Genomic DNA, 19,315 nt, shown 5'->3' on the forward strand with positions numbered 1-19,315 from the left:
TTTCAAACACGAAAGTGAAATTATTCACATTGTTACGTGTCGCAATGCGGAAAATGCAGTTATCGCGATAGAAATCCCCAGCATTGAGCGCTAATTCTCAGTAAATTGCCGTAAATTCATGATTTGCTAATAAACTTGTCTTAATGGAACCCGAAACTTAACTGTGCAGTCCTCATACCCTAGGTTACACTGGAAGCGTCATGAATTGGGATGGGATCGCTTATGAGTCAACGTACATTAAACTCCTTATTTAAACCGACTTCCGTTGCCATTATCGGCGCTTCGAATACCGAAAAACGCGCGGGTAATGTGCTGATGAAAAACCTACTATCGAGTGGTTTTTCGGGGCCTATCATGCCAGTCACCCCTAAGTATCGGGCAGTGATGGGCGTGCTCGCCTATCCCAATATTGAAGCCTTACCCATCAAACCCGATTTAGCGGTTATTTGTACCCGCGCTTGCCGTGTGCCCGCCATCGTTGAAACCCTTGCGCAATTTGGCTGTAAGGTGGCCATTATTATGGCAGCGGGAATGGCACAGGAATCTAACGAAGATGGCGTGAGCCTGCTCGACCTTGCCATGCAAAATGCTAAGCGTTACGGGATGCGCATTCTGGGGCCAAATAGCTTAGGAATGCTATTACCCCCATTGGGATTAAACGCCAGCTTAGCCCACGCCAGCGCCCTACCGGGCAAAATAGCCTTTGTGTCTCAATCGGCAGCTATTTGTACAACGGTACTCGATTGGGCTAATAACAAAGGTATTGGCTTTTCCTCCTTTATCTCCCTCGGTGATGCCACCGACATTAACTTTGACGAACTGCTCGATTACCTTGGCCGCGATAGCCGCACCAGCGCCATCATGCTTTATATCGACTCGGTGAATGAGAAGCGCCATTTCCTCTCGGCTGCTCGAGCCGCTTCACGCAATAAGCCAATTCTAGTGATTAAATCGGGCCGCAGCGCCGAAGGTGCCCGCGCCGCAAAATTGCATACGGGCGGTGTTGGCGGTAACGATGCAGTGTATGAAGCGGCGTTTCGCCGTGCAGGTATGTTGCGGGTTAACGATTTAATTGAACTGTTTGCCGCGGTTGAAAGTTTAGCGCATTCCAATCCGCTGCAAGGTGAGCGCTTAGGGATTATCAGTAATGGTGGCGGTCCTGCCGTATTAGCTGTGGATGAACTCATTATGCGCGGCGGTAAACTGGCGGAGTTATCAGAAGATACCATAGCAAAATTAGAAGCTGTGTTACCGAATACTTGGTCAAGGCAAAATCCCATCGATATTATTGGTGATGCGAACGCGTCACGATATGCTAAAGCCTTGACTATCTTGATGGATTCCAATGAACTTGACGCTATTTTGGTCTTGCACTCCCCTTCAGCACTCGGTGAAAGTGTTGAGATTGCTGATACTTTGGTGAGTGTGATCCACGCGCATCCCAAAAAGAATCGTCTCAATATTTTGACGAACTGGAGCGGTGAAGACTCGGCTTATCAGGCACGAAAACGCTTCACTAAGGGCGGTATATCTACCTACCGTACACCCGAAGGTGCTGTGGGTGCCTTTATGCACATGGTTGAATACCGTCGTAACCAAAAACTGCTGCAAGAAGTGCCGCAATCGATCCCCGATAATATTCCGACAGATAGCCTCACGGCGCGCAAATTACTGCAAGCGGCTCAAGCTAAAGGAAAATCGGTACTGGAAACCCATGAGGCCAGCCCTATTTTGCGTGCTTATGGACTTAACACCATAGACACTTGGTTTGTGAAAGATGCCGATGAAGCGGTGGCCATTGCGAATGAAGCGGGCTATCCCTTAGCGTTAAAAGTGCAATCCCCTAACATCTTGCATAAGTCCGATGTGCACGGAGTGATGCTCAATTTAACCTCGGCTGAAGATATCCGCCACGCCGCGAATGCGATTACCCAGAGGGTGCATCAAGCCAATCCCGAAGCGATCATTGAAGGCATGATAGTGCAGAAAATGGCGTTGACCGCTGGCGCACAGGAAATCCGCGTGGCCGTGATAAGCGATCCCGTCTTTGGTCCGGCGATTTGCCTTGGCGAAGGTGGCTCAGAATGGGACCCCACCAATGATGCTGCCGTTGCCCTGCCACCCCTGAATATGGCACTGGCGCGTTATATGGTGATCCAAGCGTTAAAGACCCATAAGTTAAAGGACAGACATTTACCACTGGGTCTAGACATGAATGCCCTGTGCGTTATGTTAACGCAAATATCCCATATTATTATCGATTGCCCTGAAATCGCCTCGTTAGATTTAAACCCAGTACTGGCCGCGGGTGAAAACATCACTCTGCTCGATGTGAATATCCGTTTGCATGATGCCAATGCCGACAGTTCATCGCGGATGGCCATCATGCCCTATCCGAAGGAATTAGAAGAATTCGCCGAGCTTAAAAATGGCCTTAAGGTAATGCTAAGGCCGATTTTGCCCGAAGATGAACCTAAACATTTGGCCTTCGATAATTCGTTATCCGATGAAGACAGATACAAACGTTATTTTGGGGTGCGATCGAAAATGACCCATGAAGAAATGGCGGTATTAACTCAAATCGATTACGCCCGTGAAATGGCCTTTATCGCCACGGCTAAGGGACCCGATGGCGATGACATCACTTTAGGTGCCGTGCGTGCATCTATTGACCCTGATAATACCGAGGCCGAGTTTGCCATGGCGGTGCGTGGCGATCATCAAGGTATAGGGTTAGGCAAATTGTTACTCGAAAAATTGATCAAATATTATCAGGCCAACGACACGCCCGTGCTCACCGGCTTTACCATGTTTGAGAATCGCAATATGGCCAGTCTTGCCAAAAGTCTCGGTTTTAAAGTGACCTTCGATATGGAGGAACATTTGATCAAAATGCACATGGATTTAAAACCGCCCAGTGATCAATAGCACCTACCCAGACGAACAAAAACGCCGCAAATCATTGCGGCGTTTTGTTATCCTAAGTAAATGATTATTTAATGAAATAGCGACCGAGCTAATACTTAACGCCTTGAAACATCGACACTCGTACCCACATTCTCAGCCTCTAACACAGTTACGGCCTTCGGACTTAGCTTGGTACAGTGCTTTATCGGCGCGACTAAACAGCGTTTCAGCATCATCCCCCTGTTGCAATGAGGCCATCCCAATCGAGACAGTAATCGCGCCAAGGGAAAGTTTTTTGTCTTTCCCTACCGTTAAGCGCCGCTCAGAAATACGTTCACGCAGATTTTCAGCCACTTGCAATGCGTCGTGAAAATGGGTGTTAGGTAGCACCACCACAAATTCTTCGCCGCCATAACGCGCAACAAAGTCATCCCCACGCACACATTGCTTTAAGGCTAATGCGACATAGGCCAATACTTTATCACCCGTTAAATGACCATAGGTGTCGTTAAAGGCTTTAAAATTATCGATATCAATCAGTAAGAGACTACAGCGGGTCTGGTGATTTTGTGAACGGTAGATTTGATCCTGAATACTCAATTCATAGGCGCGGCGATTATGCAGAGACGTTAATTGGTCTGTCATAGCCGCGAGGCTAAGATTTTCCATTTCAGATTTAAGATTTTGTACTTCTTGACCCATGGTACACAGACTTTGCTCCATCTCACGGTTGTTGATAAGTAGCATCTGCATCTCATCGACCACACCATCAACCAGCTCGTTCAAGGTATTGATATCGGGATTAGTCTGTAATCGCAAACCAAACTCGGCTAATGAGCCAGAAAATGCCGCGGTTCCTTGACTCAACTGGCTGATTTTATTCAGCAGGCTATTGATCAATATTTGTGTTTCAATCTGAACATTTTCAATCACTTCTGGTGACTGTTCTTGGATAAAGGTTTTATAAAGACTGGTATTAACTTCCTTGGTAAAAGAGACAGAATTCGCCAAAAAACCATCAATCGCGCGATTTAAATCGAGATTTGTACCTGCAAAATATTCATACCAAACAGTGTAATTTTCAGGAGTAACAGGAATATCGAGGGCAGACATTTGCGGCACGGCCAAACGCAAAATTTGCGCGGCAGAATCAAGTTCTTTATTTTCTGCAGTAGAAGACATAAATCGCGAACCATAGATTTGTTATGTTTTTGTATATATTAAGTTAACTCAACTGATTCAATTTGGATATGGGAGAAATCAATTATGATGACAGGGAGCAAAAGAAAAGAGGATGTTGCCATCCTCTTCCTCATCATGGTGTCGAACCAACTAGAACGAGCAAAACCTCGCGACAATTAAGTCCACAATTAACCGCGGCAGCGAGCAAAGATATCTAATTCAGGCTGATATACCTCAGTTTTGATATTCATTAGTCCCAATAGACTATCGAATAAATTGTCATGGGAGAAACCACCTTTCGCCGCATGCTCAGCCAAACAGTCCATATCCAAGTGATTATCTTGGCTAAAATCTTTTGACACCCAAGCAAGCATAGGAATGCTCGTCTGCTCAATCGGTGCAATACTGTAAGGCGCACCATGTAAATACATGCCTTTTTCGCCTAAAGACTCGCCATGATCGCTCAGATACAACATGGCTGGATCAAATTTATCTTGTTGGTTTTCTAACTTTTTAACCACTTCGCTAATAATATAGTCAGTGTACAAAATACTATTGTCATAGGTATTCATCAGCTCATCTTCACTGCAGTTTTGTATATCACTGCGCTGACAATCCGGTGTGAACTTACGGTGTTCTGCTGGATAACGTAAGAAATAAGTCGGGCCATGACTACCAATAACATGCAATACAATCACAGTATCTTTGCGTTCTGCGTTGGCTAAGGCTTCATCTAATTTGTTCAGTAACACTTGATCGAAACAATATTGGCCAGTGCACAACTTAGGATCACTGTTCAAATCAATGGTTATGTTTTCAACTTGGTCACACACCCCTTTACAGCCAGAATCATTATCAAACCACTGCACTTTAATACCACCATGGTCCAACACATCAACGGCGGTGTCTTGAGCATAGGCACGGCGTGAATCGTAATCTTCCCGTCCCATGCGAGAAAACATGCAAGGCAAAGATACCGCCGTTGCCGTGCCACATGAATGGGTATCTTTAAAGACTATTAATCCTTGGTCTTGGGTATGGGCGTTGGTTGGCTTGTCGTAGCCATAATACTGATAACTCATTGAACGCGCGGTTTCCCCCACGACGAGGACTAATAAATTCGGTTTACCATTTGAGTTGGCACTGACATTTTTTGCATCGAGGCCAAGTTGCTGATATTCCATTGGCGTTTGCAAGTACTGCACATTGATGTACTTAGACACAGCACCGATAAAATATGTCGGCACAATATAACGTTTTAGCTCGTCGTTGTTACGGCCAAAGGCCGCGTAATCTTGAAAATAGAAGAAAGCAATAATGCCCAGTCCCGCCAACATCGCCAGCATAAAAAGCACTTTATGCAGTAGTTCTTTTAGGAAAGGTTTGTACTGAATATCCGCTTTATAGATAAGGTACGCGGGTAAAATCCCAGTCAGTAACATATTCATTATCGAAGCAAAATTCACATACATGAACGCTTCGGCATGATTGGTTTGAAAAGTGTTTTCTATCATGCCGTAATCGAAGACGACATTGTATTGGTAGGCTGCGAAGAACACACTCGATGATAACAAGGTGAGTAAGATGAAAAACGGTTTAACGAGATACTTCACCGTAAATAAGGAAAATATAAAACTGAGTGCAAAGGTTAAAAACAACGGCACAGTAGCGATGAAGATAGGATCGACATCAGGTTGTTTTTCAATGCCTTTCTTAATGATGCCAAACAATGGGATATTGAAAATACAGACGTAAAATAACGCTGTGATAAAAGTGAATCGATTCACCGATAGAGTCTTAAATCTTGCTAACACTGATAGCTCTCACTCAAATTAGTTGTTTGTCGAGAATAACTTAGTATTCTTAAGGTAGTCTTAGCCCTTTGACAGTGAAATTTTTTCGCAATAGTAGCAAGCTCTCGGCAATGGCTCAAATTATCTGTGGGTATTGTTAACATTAAATAATAAACTTAAAAAAACGGCCGAACCTCAATAAGTTCGACCGTTTTCTGCTCCCCAACCTATTAGGGTCTTTCTCGGTTTTACCAGTGAAGAGTTAACAATTCATGCTAACCCAGCGGTAATTATCTTAATTGCTGTAATAAGTAGGCAAACGCCATTGAATTAAGTTCCGCGGCTTGATTATTATCTGCAGCGCCGGCGTGGCCACCTTCAATATTTTCGTAGTACAAGACATCAATTCCCATGTCTTTCATCTTAGCAACCATCTTACGGGCGTGACCTGGGTGAACCCTGTCATCACGGGTCGATGTGGTGAAAAAGACCTTTGGATAATGCACGTCTTTATGCAGATTATGGTATGGAGAGTACGTTTTAATGTAAGCCCATTCCTCAGGAATATCCGGATTACCGTATTCGCCCATCCAGCTGGCACCGGCGAGTAACTTATTGAATCTAAACATGTCAAGTAAAGGCACTTGGCACACGACAGCGTTGTACAGATCCGGTCTGCGGGTAAATGCCGCCCCCATTAACAGGCCACCGTTGCTGCCACCTTGGATGCCTAAATGTTTACTTGATGTGATTTTACGGGCAATCAAATCTTCCGCTATTGCCTCGAAATCCTCATAGGCTTTATGTCGATTTTGCTTTAACGCCGCTTGATGCCAAGCTGGGCCATATTCGCCACCGCCACGAATGTTAGATAACACATATACGCCGCCCTGCTCTAACCAATTCTTACCAATAGTGGCCGAATAGGATGGATGCAGTGAGACTTCAAACCCACCATAGCCATAAAGTAGCGTAGGATTAGTGCCATCTAACTTAAGATCCTTAGCCATCACCACAAAGTAGGGTACTTTAGTGCCATCTTTAGACGTCGCAAAGTATTGCTCAGTTTTAAACTTATCCGCAGCAAACTGTTGCGGCATACCTTTAATTTTCTTCGGATTTAAGGTTTTTGCATTAACCGTATAGAGGCTTGAAGGCTCAAGAAAACTGGTGTAATTCACGAAAAAATCATCACTGTCTTGCTCAACGTCCATTACCGTCAGGGCGCCATTCGCTTCGAATGGGACTTGGGTGCTTTGCCAAGCGCCCTTTTCGTCTTGCTCATACCGTACTAATTTGCTTTTCACGTTATCGAGCCAATTAACGAAAATCGCACTCTTACTAAAACTAAGCTGCGCTATCGATGCGGTCTGAGTCGGGCTCACAAATAAACTGAATTTGGCTTTTTGGGCGATAAGATCCGCCACATCGGCATACACGACCGCGCCTTGCTTAAAGTTACCGTCTTTGTTGATTAAATCGCTCTTTAACTCAATAAATAACTTACCTTCAAAATAACCTTTAATCTCAGCATCTTGAGGTAATGGCAACCCTATGAGTTTGCCATCTTGATAGACATATTGGCTGGCGGTATAAAAAGTATGTGCCTCGGTGACTAAACTCAGCGGTGTTTTATCATCGAATAAAACCCAGCCTGATACAGCGACAGAGGTTTTGTCACCAGTGAAAATCGGTTTCGCTTGCTCGAGTGCTGTACCACGTTGCCAGAGTTTCACCTCCCGTGGATAACCTGAGTCAGTCATGCTTTGACCATCACCAAAATTAGTACCGACAAAGGCGTGGTCTTTATCTATCCAGCTCAGACTTGATTTGGCTTCTTTCAAAAAGAATGGCTTATCTTTGGTGGCAACAAAGGATTTAGTATTTAAATTAAATTCTCGCACTTCCACCGCATCGGCACCGCCGCGGGAAAGTGAGACAAAACAGCGCTCATTTTCGGGATACTGACAGCTAATATCCTTAAATACCCAATTGACGGATTCAGCTTTACCTAGGGCATCGATATCAAGCACGGTTTCCCATTTGGGATCGGGTTTAGCATATTCTTCCAAGGTAGTACGGCGGTAAATACCGCGCACATGGGTGTCATCCTTCCAAAAGTTGTATAACTTGTCGCCAATGTGGGTCGCGTAGGGAATGCGTTCTTTATCGTTCAGGATGGCGAGACTGTTCGCCACTAAGGTATCAAAACCTTTAAACGCTTTAATTTCAGCGGCAGATGCAGCATTTTGGGTTTTCACCCATTCCATCGGCTTTGCGCCTTCAACATCTTCTAACCAAATGTATTTATCTTCTTCTGCGTGAAGTTGACCGCTCATACCGAGCACTCCTGCAATGCACCAAGGCAGTAATTTATTATTCATTCTATTCCTTTTAAACAAAGTCCATCTTGAGATCTGCCCTTACATTACCTTAATTAATATCCAGTTCAACTATTAATCCAACAAGAATGTAACAAAAGGTAAGGTACTGTAATAGCAGATGATTAATCTAGAATGAATCGCGTTTTTAAAAATGTCATGCTATAAAAAAGCGTCCACGAGGGACGCTTTTTAGTGGATGAAATAGGGTAAATTAAAACTCGTTATTCATACGAGACAACAAATTGAGCAGTACGATTCGTTCCTCACTGCTCATTTTAGCGGTGAGATCTGTGGTGAGTTGTAGATGTAATGCATCATGTTCGAGGAACAAAGTTTGGCCTTTTTCGGTTAACTCCACCAGAATCGAACGACGATCGGTTTCATGGGGACGACGTACAACCCACTCAGCTTCTACCATTTTGTCGATTTGGACCGTTAGTGTGCCTGTTGTGACACCAATTTTATCCGCCAGTTCTTTCATCCTCATAGCGCCGTGCACGCCGAGTAACTCAATGGTGTGCACCTGCGATAGGCTAAAACCTTTGTCACGCACAATGGCGTGTTCCCAAGACGACAGCTTTTCATAAAATTCAATAATCACATGATTTAATGCATGATCTGTTGAATGTGCAGCCGTTGAATGAGCAGTCGTTGAATTCAGGTTTGATGAATGATGATGTTCAACAGTCATTTAGGCTTCCTTAGCCATACACTCGCGCTGACGGCAAGTATGGAGTTCAATAGTGATATGGGCCAATTCAGGAAATTGTGACAGTAACTGATTAAAATAACTGACATCTTTCGGTGAATGGGACACGATAGACACCATAATAGCATGGTGATCGGCACTCACTCGCCAAAGATGTAAATCGGCCACTTGATGATCCGGTACGGCCTCAAGGGTTTCCACAACTTTACGCTGTAATGACGCTTTAACACCACCGTCAAGTAAGATAGGACTCGTTTGCTGAATGAGTCCCCATGACCAACGGCTAATAATCACAGCACCCACGATACCCATAACCGGATCGAGCCAAGTCAGTCCCATGTATTTACCAAACAACAAGGCCGCAATGGCGAGCACTGACGTTAACGCATCGGCTAATACGTGAAAATAGGCGGCGCGTAGGTTGTGATCATGACCACCGTGTGCCTTCTGACTCTCATGCTCAGCAGCATGGTGCTCCTGTTTATGATGGCAATGGCTATGATTTTGATGACTTTCAACGTGTGCATGTGAGTCATCATGTGTATGTGAATCCACACCATGTGAATGAGCCGTATGGACGTGAACGTCATGGGAGTGTGCTTCGCAGCTGTGATGAGTATGCTCGTCTTCATGATCATCTTGATGTCCATGATCGTGACCATGAGCGTGCCCGTTATGATGCCCATGGTCGTGGGTATGGTGATCTTTGAGTAAAAATACACTCAGCACATTCACGCTCAAACCTATGACAGCCACAAATATAGCTTCGTTAAAATGGATTTGCTCAGGATTAATCAGTCGCATTCCCGATTCAATCAACATCACCAGTGCCACAAGTCCTAGCGCTATTGCGCTGGTATAACCGCCAAGCACACTCACTTTGCCAGTACCGAAAGCAAATGCAGGATCGTTAGCGTGTTTACGGGCATACGAATAGGCGAATAACGTGATCATAAAGGCCGCGGCATGGGTTCCCATGTGCCAACCGTCGGCGAGCAGTGCCATAGAACCGTAAATGGTTCCGGCAGCAATTTCAGCCACCATAGTGATCACGGTTAAATACAGTACATAGCGAGTGTTCTTCTCGCCATCGCGGTTCTGACTCGAAAACTCATGGGCGTGCTGCCACTGGGCGAGTGAGTGCCCTTGGCTGCTTCCCGTAGTAGCTTGATGCCCTGTCGCTTGCTCGGCTGTCATTGATTTCATTGTATGGCCCCTGTTCCATTTCTATCGCTATTAATGGTGAAAAACTCGTCGCTTGAATTATAGTTTGAAAATCAAAATATATGAAGATCAAATTAACTATTTATCAAGATATACTGTTTTCAAACTTTTAAACGTGTATTTGAATCCCCATAATGCATCTGCCCTCCTGCCATCAGTCGAGACACTGATATGTGAATTAAGATAGGCAGCTAGACTAGGCAAAGGATATCAGGCAAGGTTTAATGGATTAGCGCTTGATTTATGAGTAAAAACAGCTCACATAGCTGAGTTAGATTGGCTTTATTATAGCCTTATGCAGTTATAGACAGACACAGCTGTGGCTTTTCAGTGCAAGTTGAAATCCAAGTTTTAAGGTTTTTATCTAGGCTATTTCGTATATTTTTCGCATGATATGAGTCATAAAACAGCCACAGCAAAGAATTGAAATAGCTGCGAACTTAACAAAATAAGTCATTGGAAAGTGTAATCAACCCTTATTATTCAGATTGATAAAGATTATTTGAATAAAAAATCGATTTTTTATTGAATAATTTAACCCTTTTTTACCTCTGCTGCGTTTATAGGGAGCAGAACACAGACAAATTTATCGACATCAATTCAGTTCGATTAGGAGAAATAAAATGAAATTGAAGACCTTATTTAGCGTTAGCGCTGTTCCCCTTGCATTTGCACTATTGTCATTCAATGCCGTGGCGGTGAGCCCACCACATCCAACAGGGTTAAATGCGCCTATGATCAGTATTCAACGTTTCGATCCAAAAGATTACAGCGCGCAGGAAGCCACTAAGATGTTCCCTGCTCCGGCAGCAGGTATGGTGCAGCACATTTTGAGTTTACCTAAATTAGAAAACGAAGATGACTACATGGTCGAAATCCAAATTGGTCAGACTCAAATGGTTGATTGCAATAAGCATGGATTAAACGGGGAGTTGAAGGAACTGACAGTACAAGGTTGGGGTTATAACTACTATCAAGTGGATGAAATCGCTGAAGGCCCAAGCACTATGATGGCCTGTTTCGAATTGGCGAAGAAAGAAGCTTTTGTACGTATTCCAGCTGAGCTAAAAATGCGCTACGACAGTCGCTTGCCTAAGGTGTTTTATCTACCAGAAGGCGCTGAACTGCGTTTCAGAACTTGGAAAGTAGATTCAACCTATCAATATTCCAAGTAAATAGCCGAATTTAACTCTTGCGTCATCAATCAAATGCGCTTCGAGTCTTTGCTGATTGATAAAAGCAAAGACTCGAAGCGCATTAACTAGAATCGTTTAATTCTAACGACTTGCATAATTTCTATTTCAAAACCTGCCACAGTTTCTGTCTCTGGGTAATAGATGACATTGATCTTTTGTCCTTGCAGATTACGATACTTTTTGACCCGTCTAAATTTAAACGGCACGTCACAATCTTCAATCATAACAGTATGTTGTATCCACTCCGCTTTTTCCCTTTGCATATGCGAAACCACAGTCACACCTTCAGAGTGAACCAAATGTTCATGGGTGGCTAACATCTTTTTTACGGCCTTATTCATGTTCAACTCTTTTATCATCTAGTTGCGACAACAGTGACTCAACTTTCTGTTTAATTTCAGCATATCTCAATTTTTCACAGCGGCCGAAGCCACTTAACTTACGCACTTGAAAACGACTCACCAAAGGAACCGACATGCCAGCGAGGCAACGACAATAGGTATCGAGTGACAAAATCTCAATGCCTTTAGCCGTTAAATGATGTTTCAACTCACGCAAATCAGCCAATATCTGCTGATCTGTCGGCCAAGTTGGTTCCGTCGAATAGCGCAACTTAGCAAGATTGCCGCGGCAAACACTGCAATGACCGCAGACCGCTGGCGTCTCATTATCATTAAAATAACGGGATAAATTGTGGCTTAAGCACGTCTCAAGTTCAAAAAAGCGGACTAACTGCGCGATTCGCGCAATTTCTTTCTGCTCTTTATCGATAAAATAATGGTACAGCTCATCGATGAGTTCCGGACGCGCTAATGCGGCAACATCCACCCGATACACATCAGTAATTCGTTTAGTTTCTAATTCAATGAAATGATGTTCAGCTAAATATTCCAGCGCGGCTAACACGCGGCTGCGTTCATGGCCCGTCGCACTGTACAAGGCATCAAAATCTAACGCGCCCCATATTTTCTTCATCTGCGTATGATTAAAAATTTGCGTCAAAAACGCCTGCCGCTCTGGATTAAAGCGGCTCAGAATGACATGTTTATCCACTAAAAATTTGTAATTAACATCGGTGTAGTAAGCAAATAACGGCTTAACCACACCTAGAATCTCTAGCTGTACAAGTAACGTTTTTAACGGCAACTGGCGAATATTACTCGCCGTCGACACGCCATTAAGCTGACATTCCCACTGACCAGAATCTTGTTCAAGTCGAATAGCTTCAATGACTTGCGCTATACCTTCTCGCTCAGGCGTATCGCCATACACAAAATTTTCAACGGTATTGAGTCCGTCAAGATTGGCTAAAGTCACACAATGGGATAAGGCACCATCACGCCCTGCTCTGCCGATTTCTTGACTGTAGTTTTCAATGGATTTAGGCAAATCATAGTGGATCACAAAACGGATATTGCTCTTATCTATTCCCATACCAAAGGCGATGGTAGCAACCACCACTTGCAGCTTATCCTGCATAAAATCATTTTGAATTTGTTGACGTTTTTCATCTTCAAATCCAGCATGATAGGCACTGGCGACTATGCCTTGTTGGCTCAAGAGTCGTGCGACTATTTCGGCGGTTTGCTGTAACGTCACATACACAATACCAGCACCTGAGAATGATGTTATCTGGTTAACCAGTAAGGCATTTTTCTCTTGAGTCGACACGGGCAGAACAGTCAAATCTAAATTGGGTCGATAAAATCCTGTTTGTACTATGTGTTCGGGCGCGATATCGAAGCGCTTGGCCATATCCAGTTTCACTTTACGTGTCGCAGTGGCCGTTAGTAACAATACCAGCGGGATCTCAAGCTCGCGCCGATAATCAGGTAATTTAAGATAATCAGGCCGAAAATTGTGACCCCATTCTGAAATACAATGTGCCTCATCTACGACCAGCATAGACAACGGAACCGATTGAATAAACTGCCTAAAGCGTTCATTTTTGAAACGTTCCACCGACACCATTAAAATTTTCAGTTTGCCAGAGCGCGCATCTGTCATCACTTGCTGACTCTGCTCGGCGCTTAAGGTTGAATCTATGCTGGCCGCATGAATTCCCTTAGATTGTAAAAATTCCAGCTGATCTTTCATCAAGGCGAGTAAAGGCGAAATCACTAAACTCAAATGGGGTAACTGCAATGCTGTAAATTGATAACAAAGGGATTTACCAGAACCCGTCGGGAAAATCGCTAAACTCGACTTCCCTGCTAAAAGTTGTGTTATCGTTTGTGCTTGGCCTGGGCGAAATTCAGAAAAATCGAAATCCTGCTGCAATAAACTAACGTATGGATTGGTTTCCGGAATGGGATTTAACATCAACCGTCCTTTACACTTATCCTTACCACCCACAAAATTCGGGCATACCGCAAGAAAAAGATTCAGCATTAAGTGAGTCGACTAGTCTAGCAAATTTTGACGTACTTTACGGAGTTAATTAGCAACAACTGAGTTTTCAAGCCAACTTAACTGCTTATCAGGAGCGTAATTATAGGTGCAGATTTCATTGCAACACGATGATTAATATATAATTAATTTAATTTTTTAGTCAGCAATTAAATATGAAAATAAAACCGATTTGTAAAAATTCGATCCGATATCTTCTATGAAAAAACAAGACATCAGATGAATCTCAGCAAAAAATACATCTCCGATAAATTGAGCATTTAAGGTTTTCTAGCAAGATATAGATTGATCAGCGACGTCAGTTTGTCCTGAAATCTTTCTTCAAAACCATCAATGTCACGCCCTATAGAGACTAAATATTTAGTTGCCTGCTCACGCGAAAGCAGCTTATTTGCAAGACTATATTGCATCTCTTCTAAGGTTTTATCATATCTTGGGATCAACACCCAAGTGCCGACATCGACGTCAAAATGTTGCATCGCTTTCTGGGCTAAAGCACAAAAAGCCTCAATATGATCTACGCCATCAGGTCCGAGACAGCCAGGTTCAATTCGGCATAAAACCGCAATTTTCCTATCGTTTGCAATACTTAAACTCATCTCTAATGCCCCGCGTTATCTAGTCGTAAACATAAGATCTTAACAGTAATTTTACGTGTCTGCACAGATAAGTCACGGCTAACTTACCTTTATTAGATAATCCATTTTAGGCAATAGAACAACTTTAAAATCATATTCTTCAAAACATAGATCCGCGGTTATTTTGTTCTATTCATCAATAATGTCACCTACAACATCCTCATCAGTATGTTGTAAAACATTAAGCGAAATATTTTCATTATGCTCTGACAATAGGGTATCAAAGGCTTGGTCAAAACTGTCTAACTTTTGAGTTTCCATATAACGTTTTAACCTCAAAATAATATCCCTACTCAGCTCAATATGAGACTTTTTTTGCCGTTTTTTTATTTGAGATAATTCTTTACGAACCATACGCCAGCCAAAATCAGTAAAATACTGATTGAGCATTTTGTTTACATTAGTAAGCTCGTTGTCGATCCGCTGTGCCTTTTTGCGTAATCGGACCAATTCATTTAGTTGTGTTACCAACTTAGTATAGGAAACCGTTTGTAACTCAGCGTCACAAAACCAATCCGGTTTAGATGCCACAGCTTCAGGATTGATAAGGCGATAAATTAAGGGTAAGGCAAAAATTAATTCTGCTTCCTCAAGCAATAATAATTTTCTCCCTGCTGTTGGTTTGTCTTGTTGATATATCCAGGCTTGCGGTTCCATAAATACGTTTCTTTAGCTAAGCATGTGTCTAATGCAGATGAAATAAATCGGTCCTCATGCTAGTACAAATCGACAAGTATTAATATATGGTTCAACCATTTTTTGTGTTTGATATCGATTCCTTGTGCTTCATTTTGCCTTTGGCAGAAATAGCTCAACTCATAACAGGCTAAGAACCCGATAAGCGGTTGTCGTTATTAGCTTAAATTTCACCCAACACGCAAGTCTAGTTTAGCGGCATTCCATTCAAGAAAGCCAATAAAATGGTTAAACCATTCTTTAAAATTGTGATTCTTTGGCTAACCAAGTTAGAAACCACCGCATGTAGGAAGTACGAATTACATACTATTTTTGCTTTCAATTCTATATCTGCATAATTAATCGCCATTGTTCAAACGGCTTTATCTTAGCTATTTTTTAAACTAAAAAACCAACTAAATGCTATTTAATGCGCCCTATTCTGATAACAGAAGTTTATTTGAACAAATAAGCACTCTACCAGTGATAATGACGATTATCACTGGTAGATGTAGGCGTGATTTGCGTATAATTACGCCTTCTTAATTCGATATCAGGTGACTTCAACGGCATGTCTAAAATGATCCGGACAAATAGTAATGCTCAAAATAACACCAATGTATCGAATGAAAGAGTGACTAGATCAGATCATCACAATAATAACCGTACTGAACAGCCACGTTTTTTTGAAGAGACTTTCCTACCACAATCTGTTCGAAGTGATTATTTAAGTGCTGCCGAAGAAACTGAATATGAAATTTCAGCCAACACCCGCCGTGTTTATAATACGAGCTTTAGTCTATTTAGCCGTTATTGTGCGGAGCACCAACTGCAGGCCCTGCCCGCAGATCCAAGAAGCGTAATTTCATTTATTGGTCATCAAAAAGAATTGATCCAAGAGAGTACTGGAGTACAACTTTCTAAACAGACATTAACGACTCGACTCGCGGCGATTCGCTACCATCATATTCAAGCAGGATTCCACTCGCCTACCGAGCACCCTCTGGTGATCAGAGTGATGCGTGGCTTGAGTAGAAATCAATCTCGCCATGTGAGTGATTATGATCAACAACCGATTATGTATGATGAAGTGGAAATGCTCATTCAAGCTATCGATGAACAAGTGCAGCCATTAACCCGAGCAAGAGACAAAGCCATTATTCAGTTAGGATTACAAGGTGGGTTTCGCCGTTCTGAACTTGCAGATATAAAAGTTCAATATGTCAGTTTTTTACGTAATAAGCTAAAAGTGCGCCTACCTTATTCGAAGAGTAATCAGCAAGGTCAACGGGAATGGAAAGACCTGCCAGATCATGAACCTTTTGCAGCACTCAACGCGGTAAAAAATTGGTTATCACTCGCCAATATTGAGGATGGACATTTATTTAGATCGCTTTCCCGTGATGGGAAATATTTACGCCCTTATCAAATAGTAGAACATCACTCTGAAGCTAATTCAAGTTTACATAAAAATAGTGGTTTTCTCACGGGAGATGATATTTATCGCATCATTAAAAAATATTGCACAAAAGCGGGCCTACCTGCAAAGTTTTATGGTGCCCACAGTCTGCGTAGTGGTTGTGTCACTCAACTCCATGAAAATGATAAAGATCATTTATACATTATGGCCAGAACTGGCCATACCGATCCTCGATCACTCCGCCATTATTTAAAACCAAGAGACTAAAACCCAAAAGACTAAACTAGATCATGACTCGGTAAGAATCAGTTAGTCTTTTACCTAAAATAAAATAGCAATTTTAATGTTAAATATAAATCTGTCATGTTTATGAATAAAGATGATATTCAGTAATTTATATTTAAATTATTTCCAAGTTTTATATTTAAAAATAATTAAAGCAATAACTTCACATTATATATTTTTATCTGTGACACAAGATTTGACATCATAGCAGAATAAAAATCCTAATCGAGGTACTTTGACCTCAGCAGCTTAGACCATAGCGACCATAGCAAACTGCTGGTTAACATTTTTATAGCATATCGGGTTTATTGCTCACTGCAGTATTATTGTAATATAAAATCATCTTTATTGTCATATTGATACTTTAGCCTTAGTCACGAAATTTAATCCATCGTACTAGCCGGAGTAATATATGAGTAAGGCCACCTTTGATCCTACACTTTATAATAAAAGTAATAACGAGCCATTTAACCAAGTGTTGGATAAACATTTATCTCGCCGTAACTTCGTAAAAAGTGGTTTAGGCCTCAGTGCTATGACAGCTTTTGCCAGTGTAGGCTTAACTGCTTGCGGATCAGATGACGCCCCTGTTACAAAACCTGTTGATCCAGTGACACCTTTGCCACCAACAAAAAGTACCGCCAAGCTAAACTTTACGTCAGTTGCAGGTTCTCGTTTAGATGCCGTCGTTGTACCAGAAGGCTATACAGCGCAGGTACTTGCACCATGGGGCACGCCATTAAATGCAAAAGCGGCACTATGGAAAAGCGATGGTAGTAACACTGCCGATGACCAAGCGAACTCAGTCGGTATGCACCACGATGGCATGCATTTCTTTCCATTAAATGATACGGGTAATGACGGTTTACTTTGCATTAACCATGAATATATTGATGAAGTTGCATTACATCCTGCAGGACAAACTTTTGATCCTACTTCAGGTTTGCGCACAATTATCGATGAGGTACGTAAAGAAATCAACGCCCATGGCGTATCGGTTGTACGTATAAAACTGGTTAATAATCAATGGGAAGTGGTTAGCAATGATAACCATAACCGCCGATTCACCGGTGCGACTGTAATGGATATTAGCGGTCCTCTCGCCTACTCTTCTCTACTCGAAACCCGCTACTCTCCCGACGGTAGTCAGGCTCGCGGTACATTAAATAACTGCGGCAATGGTTACACGCCTTGGGGCACTTATTTAACCTGTGAAGAAAACTGGCCAGGCTATTTCGCAAACCGTGGTACGTTAACTGCCGAGCAAAATCGCATTGGGATCAGCAAAACCAGCACACGTTATGGCTGGGATGATCTTGCAGGTCATGATGAGGAACGTCTCGATGAATTCGCACGTTTTGACGTCACGCCAAAAGGTGCAAGTGCTCAAGATGACTATCGTAATGAAGCGAATGGTCACGGTTATATTGTTGAAATTGACCCTTTCAATCCAACATCGCGCGCAGTAAAGCGTACCGCGCTTGGTCGTTTCCGCCATGAAGGATGTACCTTTGGCAAATTAACTGAAGGTAAGCCAGTAGTGTTCTATTCTGGCCACGATTCACAATTCGAATACCTCTATAAATTTGTCTCGGCCGCGGCATGGGATGCAAAAGATGCTGACAGCAGCAATCGCATACAAACTGGCGATAAGTATATGAATGAAGGTACTTTATATGCAGCTAAGTTTAATGCAAATGGTGGTGGTGTTTGGTTGCCTTTAACCTTAGATAGCCAGACTACGGACGGAAAAACCCTAGGCAATACTTTCGCTAGCTTAGCCGAGATTATTTTGAACACAGCAGGCGCAGCGGATCTTGTTGGTGCAACACCGATGGATCGCCCTGAATGGTGTGCTGTCGATCCTTTCACAGGTTCAATTTATTTGACCCTGACCAACAACTCAAAACGAACTGAAACCAATCCAGCGAACCCAAGATTGAAAAACCACTTTGGCCATATTATTCGTTGGGATGAAAGTGACAAAGATATTGAATTTACATGGGATATCTTCGTATTCGGATCACCAAGTGATGGTAACGCAGAAACAAACTTATCAGGCTTAACCGATCTTAACCAATTTGCCAGCCCAGACGGTTTGGCCTTCGATCAACGCGGTATTTTGTGGGTTCAAACAGACAATGGAGCCAAGGAGGTCGCAGAAGAAACCAACGATCAGATGCTAGCAATAGTGCCTTCAACGCTTGTTGATGGCCAAGAGAAACAGCTAGGTGTAACGGCTGATAACCAAATGGAATTAAAGCGTTTCTTCGTTGGACCAAACGACTGTGAGGTTACGGGTTTTGCTATTAGCCCTGATTATACTTCTGTTTTTGCTAACATTCAGCATCCCGGTAATTGGCCTTATTCGTCCAATGCCGCTGAAAAAACGCCTGCGGGCACGACATTACGCCCTCGCGCCGCTACGGTCGTTATCCGTAAGTTAGATGGTAAAGAAGTCGCGGTATAAACAATTATGCTTGTGCAAGGTAT

General features: G+C 42.8%; 13 protein-coding genes. 4 read left to right on the plus strand and 9 right to left on the minus strand.

Annotation, left to right across the window (positions count from 1 at the left end):
* Positions 1-222: 222 nt before the first annotated feature.
* Positions 223-2,928 carry an acetate--CoA ligase family protein gene (locus L5L91_RS08795; protein ID WP_263161273.1) on the plus strand — a complete coding sequence of 902 codons (2,706 nt, stop codon included), beginning with the start codon at positions 223-225 and terminating at the stop codon, positions 2,926-2,928.
* Positions 2,929-3,060: 132 nt separating this feature from the next.
* Here the strand turns inward: L5L91_RS08795 and L5L91_RS08800 are convergent, their stop codons facing one another.
* From L5L91_RS08800 to L5L91_RS08820, 5 genes are all read right to left on the minus strand, one after another.
* Positions 3,061-4,089 (minus strand): GGDEF domain-containing protein, encoded by a 1,029-nt coding sequence (locus L5L91_RS08800; RefSeq protein WP_263236131.1) that lies wholly within the window; start codon positions 4,087-4,089, stop codon positions 3,061-3,063.
* Between the two features lie 188 nt (positions 4,090-4,277).
* Positions 4,278-5,903, minus strand: a complete 1,626-nt coding sequence (locus L5L91_RS08805; RefSeq protein WP_263236133.1) for a phosphoethanolamine transferase — start codon at positions 5,901-5,903, stop codon at positions 4,278-4,280.
* A 269-nt stretch (positions 5,904-6,172) separates the two neighbouring features.
* Positions 6,173-8,266 carry a prolyl oligopeptidase family serine peptidase gene (locus tag L5L91_RS08810; RefSeq protein WP_263236134.1) on the minus strand — a complete coding sequence of 698 codons (2,094 nt, stop codon included), beginning with the start codon at positions 8,264-8,266 and terminating at the stop codon, positions 6,173-6,175.
* 211 nt (positions 8,267-8,477) lie between these two features.
* Complete coding sequence (locus tag L5L91_RS08815; protein ID WP_028759894.1) at positions 8,478-8,957, minus strand: MarR family winged helix-turn-helix transcriptional regulator; 480 nt, start codon at positions 8,955-8,957, stop codon at positions 8,478-8,480.
* Positions 8,958-10,181 (minus strand): cation diffusion facilitator family transporter, encoded by a 1,224-nt coding sequence (locus tag L5L91_RS08820; protein ID WP_263236135.1) that lies wholly within the window; start codon positions 10,179-10,181, stop codon positions 8,958-8,960.
* 641 nt (positions 10,182-10,822) lie between these two features.
* On the opposite strand from L5L91_RS08820, the gene eco reads away from it, so the two are divergent.
* Complete coding sequence (eco, locus tag L5L91_RS08825) at positions 10,823-11,374, plus strand: serine protease inhibitor ecotin (protein ID WP_263161281.1); 552 nt, start codon at positions 10,823-10,825, stop codon at positions 11,372-11,374.
* An 86-nt stretch (positions 11,375-11,460) separates the two neighbouring features.
* Here the strand turns inward: eco and L5L91_RS08830 are convergent, their stop codons facing one another.
* From L5L91_RS08830 to L5L91_RS08845, 4 genes are all read right to left on the minus strand, one after another.
* The gene (locus L5L91_RS08830) at positions 11,461-11,736 is read right to left on the minus strand and encodes a hypothetical protein (protein WP_028759892.1); all 276 of its coding nucleotides are present in this window, start codon (positions 11,734-11,736) and stop codon (positions 11,461-11,463) included.
* Complete coding sequence (locus L5L91_RS08835; protein ID WP_263236137.1) at positions 11,729-13,717, minus strand: ATP-dependent DNA helicase RecQ; 1,989 nt, start codon at positions 13,715-13,717, stop codon at positions 11,729-11,731. Before L5L91_RS08835 ends, L5L91_RS08830 begins: the two co-directional genes overlap by 8 nt.
* Positions 13,718-14,064: 347 nt before the next feature.
* Positions 14,065-14,403: a hypothetical protein gene (locus L5L91_RS08840; protein WP_105252539.1), complete on the minus strand. Its 339-nt coding sequence runs from the start codon at positions 14,401-14,403 to the stop codon at positions 14,065-14,067.
* Positions 14,404-14,571: 168 nt separating this feature from the next.
* Positions 14,572-15,099 (minus strand): hypothetical protein, encoded by a 528-nt coding sequence (locus L5L91_RS08845; RefSeq protein ID WP_263236139.1) that lies wholly within the window; start codon positions 15,097-15,099, stop codon positions 14,572-14,574.
* Between the two features lie 589 nt (positions 15,100-15,688).
* On the opposite strand from L5L91_RS08845, the gene L5L91_RS08850 reads away from it, so the two are divergent.
* Entirely contained in the window at positions 15,689-16,804 is a 1,116-nt protein-coding gene (locus L5L91_RS08850; protein WP_263177182.1) for a tyrosine-type recombinase/integrase, read from the plus strand.
* 430 nt (positions 16,805-17,234) lie between these two features.
* Entirely contained in the window at positions 17,235-19,292 is a 2,058-nt protein-coding gene (locus L5L91_RS08855; protein WP_263236140.1) for a PhoX family protein, read from the plus strand.
* Positions 19,293-19,315: the final 23 nt, after the last annotated feature.

The sequence above is a fragment of the Shewanella sp. SM55 genome (assembly GCF_025654025.1).
GTDB classification, from domain to species: domain Bacteria; phylum Pseudomonadota; class Gammaproteobacteria; order Enterobacterales; family Shewanellaceae; genus Shewanella; species Shewanella oncorhynchi.

Bases quoted from the DNA above. Each gene is read 5' to 3' on its own strand.
- L5L91_RS08835 (WP_263236137.1), bottom strand. From the start codon at position 13,717: ATGTTAAATCCCATTCCGGAAACCAATCCATACGTTAGTTTATTGCAG.
- L5L91_RS08845 (WP_263236139.1), bottom strand. From the start codon at position 15,099: ATGGAACCGCAAGCCTGGATATATCAACAAGACAAACCAACAGCAGGG.
- L5L91_RS08820 (WP_263236135.1), bottom strand. From the start codon at position 10,181: ATGAAATCAATGACAGCCGAGCAAGCGACAGGGCATCAAGCTACTACG.
- L5L91_RS08800 (WP_263236131.1), bottom strand. From the start codon at position 4,089: ATGTCTTCTACTGCAGAAAATAAAGAACTTGATTCTGCCGCGCAAATT.
- L5L91_RS08795 (WP_263161273.1), top strand. From the start codon at position 223: ATGAGTCAACGTACATTAAACTCCTTATTTAAACCGACTTCCGTTGCC.
- L5L91_RS08810 (WP_263236134.1), bottom strand. From the start codon at position 8,266: ATGAATAATAAATTACTGCCTTGGTGCATTGCAGGAGTGCTCGGTATG.
- L5L91_RS08830 (WP_028759892.1), bottom strand. From the start codon at position 11,736: ATGAATAAGGCCGTAAAAAAGATGTTAGCCACCCATGAACATTTGGTT.
- L5L91_RS08815 (WP_028759894.1), bottom strand. From the start codon at position 8,957: ATGACTGTTGAACATCATCATTCATCAAACCTGAATTCAACGACTGCT.
- eco (WP_263161281.1), top strand. From the start codon at position 10,823: ATGAAATTGAAGACCTTATTTAGCGTTAGCGCTGTTCCCCTTGCATTT.
- L5L91_RS08850 (WP_263177182.1), top strand. From the start codon at position 15,689: ATGTCTAAAATGATCCGGACAAATAGTAATGCTCAAAATAACACCAAT.
- L5L91_RS08840 (WP_105252539.1), bottom strand. From the start codon at position 14,403: ATGAGTTTAAGTATTGCAAACGATAGGAAAATTGCGGTTTTATGCCGA.
- L5L91_RS08855 (WP_263236140.1), top strand. From the start codon at position 17,235: ATGAGTAAGGCCACCTTTGATCCTACACTTTATAATAAAAGTAATAAC.